8 protein-coding genes, 1 pseudogene and 1 riboswitch are annotated in these 8,098 nt (G+C 70.1%); of the genes and pseudogenes, 6 read left to right on the forward strand and 3 right to left on the reverse strand.

Going from position 1 to position 8,098, the window contains the following annotated elements; genetic code table 11:
- The first annotated feature begins 11 nt into the window (after positions 1-11).
- Positions 12-106: riboswitch (TPP riboswitch) on the forward strand.
- A gap of 73 nt (positions 107-179) precedes the next feature.
- Both thiM and thiE read left to right on the forward strand, forming a co-directional pair.
- On the forward strand, positions 180-1,001 hold the full coding sequence (thiM, locus tag H590_RS16050) for a hydroxyethylthiazole kinase (RefSeq protein WP_036981921.1): 822 nt from the start codon (positions 180-182) through the stop codon (positions 999-1,001).
- Positions 1,001-1,672, forward strand: a complete 672-nt coding sequence (thiE, locus tag H590_RS16055) for a thiamine phosphate synthase (RefSeq protein ID WP_036981923.1) — start codon at positions 1,001-1,003, stop codon at positions 1,670-1,672. Before thiM ends, thiE begins: the two co-directional genes overlap by 1 nt.
- 8 nt (positions 1,673-1,680) lie before the next feature.
- Here the strand turns inward: thiE and H590_RS0109955 are convergent, their stop codons facing one another.
- Positions 1,681-2,235, reverse strand: a complete 555-nt coding sequence (locus tag H590_RS0109955; protein ID WP_028703436.1) for a helix-turn-helix domain-containing protein — start codon at positions 2,233-2,235, stop codon at positions 1,681-1,683.
- A gap of 163 nt (positions 2,236-2,398) precedes the next feature.
- On the opposite strand from H590_RS0109955, the gene H590_RS0109960 reads away from it, so the two are divergent.
- Positions 2,399-3,808, forward strand: a complete 1,410-nt coding sequence (locus H590_RS0109960) for an L-lactate permease (RefSeq protein WP_028703437.1) — start codon at positions 2,399-2,401, stop codon at positions 3,806-3,808.
- Between the two features lie 18 nt (positions 3,809-3,826).
- Here H590_RS0109960 and H590_RS0109965 read toward each other — a convergent pair whose 3' ends face one another.
- Both H590_RS0109965 and H590_RS0109970 read right to left on the reverse strand, forming a co-directional pair.
- Complete coding sequence (locus H590_RS0109965) at positions 3,827-4,960, reverse strand: ADP-ribosylglycohydrolase family protein (protein ID WP_028703438.1); 1,134 nt, start codon at positions 4,958-4,960, stop codon at positions 3,827-3,829.
- A 109-nt stretch (positions 4,961-5,069) separates the two neighbouring features.
- The gene (locus tag H590_RS0109970) at positions 5,070-5,852 is read right to left on the reverse strand and encodes a TetR/AcrR family transcriptional regulator (RefSeq protein WP_036981955.1); all 783 of its coding nucleotides are present in this window, start codon (positions 5,850-5,852) and stop codon (positions 5,070-5,072) included.
- A gap of 120 nt (positions 5,853-5,972) precedes the next feature.
- Between H590_RS0109970 and H590_RS0109975 the strand changes: the two genes are divergently transcribed.
- The 3 genes and pseudogenes from H590_RS0109975 to H590_RS18385 form a co-directional block, all read left to right on the forward strand.
- A complete protein-coding gene (locus H590_RS0109975) occupies positions 5,973-6,902 on the forward strand; it encodes an ATP-binding cassette domain-containing protein (RefSeq protein WP_232020972.1) in 930 nt (309 codons plus the stop codon).
- A gap of 2 nt (positions 6,903-6,904) precedes the next feature.
- Positions 6,905-7,726: an ABC transporter permease gene (locus H590_RS0109980; RefSeq protein ID WP_097799043.1), complete on the forward strand. Its 822-nt coding sequence runs from the start codon at positions 6,905-6,907 to the stop codon at positions 7,724-7,726.
- A gap of 171 nt (positions 7,727-7,897) precedes the next feature.
- A pseudogene (locus tag H590_RS18385) lies at positions 7,898-8,098 on the forward strand (hypothetical protein); the annotation flags it as partial.

Genomic DNA, 8,098 nt, shown 5'->3' on the forward strand with positions numbered 1-8,098 from the left:
CGCTAGAGTGACGATCCGACACGGGGTGCCGCACCAGTGGCTGAGATGACACCCGTCGAACCTGATCCAGTTCGTACTGGCGAAGGGATTGTCTCCCGCCGGATGTGAGCCGTTCAGCAGCACTGCTGAGGCGCCGTCGGCCCGGCACTCCTTCCGCCCGAAGAAGGAGTGAGACCGACATGACCACCGGCGTTGAGATCGCAGAGCTGCTGACCCGGGTACGGGAGACGACACCTCTGGTGCAGTGCATCACCAACAGTGTGGTGACGAATTTCACCGCCAATGTGCTCCTGGCCGCCGGCGCCGCCCCGGCGATGGTGGACATCCCCCAGGAGGCGGGGATGTTCGCGACGATGGCCGGCGGGCTGCTGGTCAACACCGGCACCCCGACCGCCGAGCAGCGGGCGGCCGCCCGCGAGGCGGTCGCCGGGGCCGGCGAGGCGGGGACGCCGTGGGTGCTCGACCCGGTGGCGATCGGCGCACTGCCGGTGCGGACCGCCCTGGCCGCCGAGCTCGCCGAGCAGCACCCGGCTGCGGTGCGCGGCAATGCCTCGGAGATCCTCGCGCTGGCCGGGGCCGGTTCCGGGGGCCGCGGGGTCGAGTCCTCCGACTCGATCAGCGACGCCGCCGGGGCGGCCCGCGAGCTGGCCTCCCGGCTCTCCACGGTGGTGGCGGTCTCCGGCCCGGTCGACCTGGTGACCGACGGGACGCGGGTGCTGCGCGTCGGCAACGGCCACGAACTGCTGACCCGGGTCACCGGTGGCGGGTGCGCCCTCGGGGCGTTCATCACCGCCTTCCTGGCCGCCCGGGCAGAGGCCGAGCCGCTGGCCGCGGTGGTGGCCGCCCACACCGTCTACGGGATCGCCGCCGAGCGGGCCGCCGCCGGCTGCGCGGGGCCCGGATCGTTCGCCACCGCCCTGATCGACTCCCTCGCCGCACTGACGGCGGCCGAGGTCGAGGCCGGGGCGCGGGTGTGGCAGGACTCCGAGGAGCAGAAGTGATGGATCTGGGCGTCTACCTGGTGACCGACCCCCGGATGTGCGCCGACAGGGGGGTGTCCCAGACCGTCGCCGCCGCGGTAGCCGGCGGGGTGCGCACCGTGCAGATCCGCGACAAGAGCTGTTCTGCCACCGACTTCTTAGCCCTGGTGGAGGAGGTGGTCGAGACGGTGGCCGGTCGGGCCATGGTGGTGGTCAATGACCGGCTCGACGTGGTGCGCACCGCCCGGGAGCGCGGAGTCGGGGTCGACGGCGTCCACCTCGGTCAGGGCGACGCCGATCCCCGGGTGGCCCGCGAGCAGCTCGGCCCCGATGCGGTGATCGGTCTGACCGCCGACCATGCGGCACATCTGGCCGCGGTGGAGTCCTGGCCGGCCGGGACGATCGACTACCTGGGAGTCGGTGTGATCCACGACACCAGCACCAAGCTCGACCACCCGCCGGTGCTGGGAATCGACGGGTTCGCCCGGTTCACCGCCGCCTCACCGGTCCCCACAGTCGCCATCGGGGGAATCTCGCGCGACGATCTGGCCGGACTGCGCCGGGCCGGGGCATCGGGTGCGGCGGTCGTCTCGGCGATCTGCGCCGCCGAGGATCCGCAGGAGGCCGCCCGCGATCTGGTGGAGGCCTGGCAGCAAGCTCCCGTGCCCGCCGGGAGTCTGGCGAGGAGCTGACCCCCTGGTCAGTGCGGGATCGTCGTGACGATCGTGAGGGTGGCCTCCTGATCCAGGGGGTTGGAGATCCGGTGATAGCGGTCCCCCGGCGTCTGCGCGGTGTCCCCGTGGTCCAGCCGGACCAGTTCGGCACCGTCGGTGAGGATCACCACCGTGCCGGTGATGACGTGGAAGGTCTCGACGGTCTTGGCCGGATGGGGCGCGAACTCGGCGGTGGTGGATCTGCCGGGCAGCGTGTAGTGGATGAGTTCGACGCCGGCGACCGGCCGGGCCAGCAGTTTCCTGCGGATCCCGGTGTCGGGGTCGACGTACTCGGGACCCTCATCCCGCCGCAGGACGGTGAGCTCTGCGGCGGGCCGGGTGAGCTCGTTGAGATCGCTGCCGAGGCTCTCGGAGATCGCGATGGCGCTCTGCAGACTCGGGTTCAGCGATCCGCGCTCGAGTCGCGACAGGGATCCCGCCGACACGCCGCTGGCGTGGGCGAGCTGTTCGAGGGTGATTCCCAGTTCGGCCCGGCGGGCCCGCACGGCCGCACCGAACCTCTCCTGCGGGGTGGCCGGCACTGGATCAGCGTGTGCACGGCCGGACCGCTTGGGCGTGTTGGGTACCGAGTTCGTCGACTCTGAGCGACTCGGTGCTGAAGGACCTGGCACCCGGCTGGTTGGCATGACACCATCCTGTCACCGCGTCTTGCATATTCGCAATCATTGTTGCTTATACTCAAACATGACGGTTCTCCTCTCGGGTCTCCCCCTCATCGCGGTCATAGCGGCCCTGCTCGCCCGGCAGCCGGCGCTGCGATCGGCGGTGCTCGGGGGGGTGCTGGCGGCCGTCATCGGCGCGGGCTGGTTCGACCTGAGTCCCTCGGTGGCAGCCCGTGCGGCCGCCTCGTGGTGGGCACTGGTGGCCGAGGTGGCCCTCATCGTGGCGGGCGGGATCGCCTTCGCCGAGGCCGGCCGCCTCACCGGCGGTCAGGAACGGCTGTCCTCCTGGCTGCGGCGGTCCCTGGGGACCGGTATCGCTCCGGTCCTCGCGATCGTGCACGGGGTGACTCCCCTGGCGGAGTCGCTGACCGGGTTCGGGATCGGCGCGATGCTGGCGATCCCGCTGCTCACCGCCCTGGGACTGACCGGACGCCGCGCGGCGACGATCGGTCTGCTCGGACTGTGCGCGGTCCCGTGGGGATCGATGGGCCCGGGAACCCTCATCGCCGCGCAGCTGGGCGGCGTCGGCTTCGACGCCCTGGGGGTGGCGTCGGCCCTGCTCAGCCTGCCGGTCTTCGTCGGTGTCGGCGTCGCAGCGGTGCTGATGGTGGCGCCCCGGGAGGACCGGCTGCGGGCGTGCCTGGCGGCGGTCGGCTCCGGAGCGGTGCTGTGGTGCGGGGTGCTGGTGGTGAACCTCGCCGTCGGGACCGCCCCGGCGGGGGCGGTGGGGGCCCTGCTGACCCTGGCCGTCCATCTGCTGGTGAGTCGTCTGCGCGGCCACCGGCTGGACTTCCCCCGTGAGGTCGGCCACTCCCTCGTGCCCTACCTCGTCCTGCTGGTCGGTGTGGTGTCCCTCAGCGCGGTGGTGCGGGCGGCCGGCCAGACCGGCACGTCCTGGCGGTACCTCGCCTCCCCCGCCCTGTGGCTGGCGATCGCCACCGCGGCCGGCCTGCGTCGTGGTCGTCCGGGCCTGGCCCGCGCGGTGTGGGCCCACACCGTGCGCACCTGGCTCCATGCCGGGCCGGCGACCGTGCTGTTCATCGTCCTGGGGGTGCTGATGGCCGTCTCCGGGATGTCGGCCCATCTGGCGCCATGGCTGGCGGGGCTCGGTCACGGCTACCTCGTCGCGCTGCCCTTCCTCGCCGCCCTCGGGGGCTTCGTCACCGGATCCAACAGCGGTGCCAATGCCATGTTCGCCGCCCCGCAGGCGCACACCGTCACCGCGGTCGGCGCCGATCTGCTGCCGGCGATGGCCGCGCACAATGTGTCCTCGTCACTGCTGACGATGGCCTCCCCGGCGCGGGTCGAACTCGCCGTGCGGCTATGCCCCGGCCATCCCGAATCGGCCCCGGTGCAGCACCGGGTGCTGCTGGTCGACGTCGTCCTCGTCGCCTGCGTCGCGGCGGTGTACCTGGTGACGGTGATCGGGTGAGGGTGATCGGGTGAGGGGTCACCAACCGGGGTAGCGCGTGGTCCAGCGGTTGCGTCCCTCGAAGTGGTCCCCGTGCAGTCGGCGGGACTGGGTGAACTCGTAGATGAAGTCGTCGGCAAGTTCCAGGATGGTGCCGCGGCCCTCGATCTCGAAGGCGAGTTCGGGCGGCAGGGCCTCGTCGCCGTAGAGGGCACCGAGGATGTTGCCGCACACCGCACCGGTGGAGTCGCTGTCGCCGGAATGACTCACCGAGAGCGTCAGCGCCTCGGCGATGCCCTCCGGACCGGGGTGCACCAGCGCCGCGTAGAGGGCGATCGCCAGGGTCTCGTGGGCCACCCAGCCGCCGCCCAGGGACTCGACGACATCCGCGCCGGGCTCCCCCACCTCGGCCGCCGCGAGCGCCCGCCGGATCGCATCGGTGGTCTCCTCGTGATGCTCGTGGCCCTCGAGGACCGCAAGCGTGGACGCCACCGCGTCGGGCAGGCACTGCCCCGCCACGATCGCCGCGATGAGGGCAGCCTGTGCCCCCGAGGCCAGCTGGCCGGTGGGATGTCCATGGGTGTAGGAGGCGGCCTCGGCCGCGGCGTCGAACTGCCACTCCAGTGACTGGGCCCAGCCTGGCGGCGTCAGTCCGAAGGGTGCACTGCGCATCACCCCGCCGCAGCCCATCGAGTCGTTGCGGGCCGGCTGGCCGAAGCGCTGGATGGACCGTTCGCCCTGGCGCGCCGATATCAGCGCAGACAGGCAGGTCTGGCCCGGCGCGCGCTGGGAGTAGAGCCACTGCTGATTGATGAGCCACCCGTCGCGGGTGCCGTCGGGCCCGTCCTCGAGCTGGGTGTCGAGCCACCGGTCGTAGGCATGATGGACGACGGCAACGGTGAATCCGAGTCCGCGGTCGCAGCGCACCGACGCACGGATCATCCCCTCGGCGGTGAACAGGGTCATCTGGGTGTCATCAGTCACCCGGCCGTAGACCTCGTCGACGCCCACCATGTCGGGGAGGAACTCGGTGACGCCGTCCTCACCGCAGGTCCTGACGATGCTGGCACGGTCCCAGAACTCGACCGGAGCCCCGAGCGCATCGCCGATGGCGCCACCCAGGAGGCAGCCGCGCACTCGCGAGCGGTAGATCAGATCGTTGGTGTCTGTCATGTCTCCACATCCTCGTGGTCTCGTGTTCACGCCGACGACTCCCACCACGGTATGTGGTCAGTCCGAGGAGCCGCTGATCGCCGTGCAGATGTCACAGGCTCGGGCGCCTTCAGCCGAGCCTGTGCTGGGAGGCGTCCTGTTTGCTCGCTATGAGTTTCTCCACCCCGTCGAGGATCATGCGCAGGCCGAAGTCGAACTGCAGTTCACCGTCGACCGCGGAGTCGTACTGCGCTCCGGCCGCCGCCCCGATCCGCGATGCGTGCGGGAATCGCTTGTCGTCGATCAGAGCGGCGAGAAGGGGGCCGGCCGTGGTCCACCAGTCATGGTCGTCGCTTCCGGTTGCCTCGGTCGTCTCCGCCACCCCCAGGGACACCCTGGATGCCGCTTTGACGTGATCCAGGACGAGCGCGAGAACCTGGTCGATCTCAACGTCGCTCAGCCCCGTCCCGACCAGCGGGGTGAGTTCCAGGTCGTACTTGGCGGTCGTGCCGGGCCCCAGCGGTGGCCTGGTCGTGTCGATCCCGAGGAGCCAGGGGTGCTGTGCGAACAACTCCCAGTTCCGGGCGGCGATCTCCTCCACCGCTGGGCGCCATCCGTTCGTGGCGTCCGGTCTGGTGGCCGTGTCGTAGACGCCGCCATTGACGTGATCGACCATGAGATCGATCAGTTCGCCCTTGCCGGGGACGCGCTGGTAGAGGGACATCACCCCCACGCCCACACGCTCGGCGATCCTGCGCATCGACAGCTTGTCGATCCCAGCCTCGGTGGCGACGGCGATCGCGGCCTCCACGATCGCGTCGAGGGTCAGACTCGACCGTCCGGTCCTCGGGTTGGTGCGCCAGAGCAGCGCGATGCTCTGCAGTGGGTCCCCGGTTCCCGTGCGCTCAGTCACCGTGATCACCTCCTGCTGCCGGTGGGAATAGGTCCCGTCCACGATATGTTATCCGTACACTGTACGGAACGTTGTAGTGATTGGAGTCTGCCAGTGAGACCAGCGATAGAGGCCGAGGGCGTGAGCAAGATCTACCGGTCCCGGGACGGCGAGAGCGGGCTGCGCGAACTGAGCCTGCACGCCAACGAAGGTGAGGTCCTGGCGCTCCTCGGGCCCAACGGCGCCGGGAAGACGACGGCGATCAAGGGGTTCGCCACGCTTGTGGCCTTCGACCGAGGAACGGCGCGAGTCGGTGGGTACGACGTGTCCACCGAGGCAGCTCGCGTGCGGGAGCACATCGGGCTCGTGGGGCAGTACGCCGCCGTGGACGAGCAGCTCACCGCAGGACAGAACCTTCGCTTCTTCGGGCGGCTCCGGGGACTCTCACGACGCTCGGCCGGGCAGCGCGCCGACGAGCTGATCGAGGGGTTCGGCCTGGGCGAAGCGCAGAATCGGGCGGTCAGCACCTTCTCCGGCGGGATGCGACGCCGGCTGGACCTCGCCGCCAGCCTCGTCGTGCCGCCGCAGGTGCTCTTCGTAGACGAGCCCACATCAGGGCTGGACCCCGCAGCGCGTCGAGACCTGTGGGAGTCCCTGCGAGCACTGGTCCGCGGCGGCACCACGATTCTGCTGACGACCCAGTACCTCGAGGAGGCCGACCAGCTCGCCGACCGGATCGTCCTGCTCGCCCGCGGCACGGTCGTGGCCCAGGGCACCCCGAACGAGCTCAAGACGCTCGTCGGCCCTCCGGTCGTCCAGGTGGTCCTCGGCACCACCGACGACGCGCAGAGCTCCTTGCGGGTTCTCAGCGCGATCTGCGCGCAGGCCCACCTGGACGAGCACACCACCACGGTCACCCTGCCGGGCTCATCGGCGACGGTTCTGGGCCGGGTCGTCGCCGATCTGTCATCGGCCGGGATCACCCCGGCCGAAGTGACACTGCGCAGGCCATCGCTCGATGAGGTCTTCCTGACGCTGACCGGCTCGCACCACGACACCGAGGAGAACTGACGATGACGACGAGTTCCGTGACGATGCACACAGACGTCCCTGCCCCCAACCTCCTGTCGGCGTCGTGGATCATCGCCGGACGGACCGTGGGTTCCTGGCCCCGCCAGATCGGCGCCACCGCGACGGTGTGGCTCTTCCCGGTGTTCACGGCCCTGTTGTTCCTCGGCCTGTTCGGCGGGGCGATCGACGTGCCGGATGGCTCGACGTATGTGGACTTCCTGATTCCCGGCATGCTGGCCGTCACCATGCTGTTCGGACTGGAGACCACAACGCTGTCGGCGGCGGCCGATGCCACCCGGGGCATCAATGACCGCCTGCGCTCCTACCCCATCAGCGGCGTGGCGATCGTGTTCGGCCGGGCACTGGCCGATCTGCTTAGTTCGCTCATCAGCCTGACGCTGATGGTGGCCTTTGCCTTCGCGATCGGGTGGCGGCCGGACCTCGGCGTCGATCGGGTGCTGCTGGCACTGGCGCTGCTGCTGCTCCTGCGATTCGCTCTCCTGTGGTTCGGCATCTTCATCGGCTACGGGGCCAGGTCCGTCGAGTCGGTCGCCTACATCCAGATCCTCACCTGGCCCGTGGCCTTCCTGTCCAGTGTCTTCGTCAACCCGGCCACCATGCCCAGCTGGCTCGGTGCCGTCGTGGAGTTCAACCCGGTCTCAGCAACGGCCACCGCGGTACGTCAGCTGCTCGGCGGCACACAGTGGCGGGCGCTGAGCTTTGCCGGAGAACATGCGTTGGCCTTCGCGATCGGATGGCCCGTCCTGCTCAGCCTGGTCTACCTTCCGCTGACCGCGCGCAGGTTCCGCCGGGGAGGCAGGTGACAGATCTCCTTCGGCCCTGGAGCGCATAGCCGCCCTCGCGCCGCCGGAGTGTGGTGCACTCCCCGAACTGGGCGCACGGCGGCAAACGGGCTCATCACAATCCACGGTGTAGTGGGGGTGTGATGGTGGCTGGCGTGTCGGTCACCGGGTAGGGGTCGAGGTCTTCCGAGGATGGGGGTTCTCACACCAACCCATCGGGAAGACCTCGACGTGCCTGACGCTACCTTCGCGACCCCTGACCTGACCACCTTCTGCCGGCTCGACGAGCTGGGCCTGGTTGCGGTTGGTCAACGACTCGAGCCTGGACGGGCGGTGATCGCTTGTCAGGTTGTCGAGCCGGACGACTGGTGCCACCGCTGCGGCCAGCATGGT

Origin of the sequence: Acidipropionibacterium jensenii DSM 20535, from assembly GCF_000425285.1 — a bacterium.
Classification (GTDB): Bacteria; Actinomycetota; Actinomycetes; order Propionibacteriales; family Propionibacteriaceae; genus Acidipropionibacterium; species Acidipropionibacterium jensenii.

Bases quoted from the DNA above. Each gene is read 5' to 3' on its own strand.
- thiM (WP_036981921.1), top strand. From the start codon at position 180: ATGACCACCGGCGTTGAGATCGCAGAGCTGCTGACCCGGGTACGGGAG.
- H590_RS0109980 (WP_097799043.1), top strand. From the start codon at position 6,905: ATGACGACGAGTTCCGTGACGATGCACACAGACGTCCCTGCCCCCAAC.
- H590_RS0109965 (WP_028703438.1), bottom strand. From the start codon at position 4,960: ATGACAGACACCAACGATCTGATCTACCGCTCGCGAGTGCGCGGCTGC.
- H590_RS0109960 (WP_028703437.1), top strand. From the start codon at position 2,399: ATGACGGTTCTCCTCTCGGGTCTCCCCCTCATCGCGGTCATAGCGGCC.
- thiE (WP_036981923.1), top strand. From the start codon at position 1,001: ATGGATCTGGGCGTCTACCTGGTGACCGACCCCCGGATGTGCGCCGAC.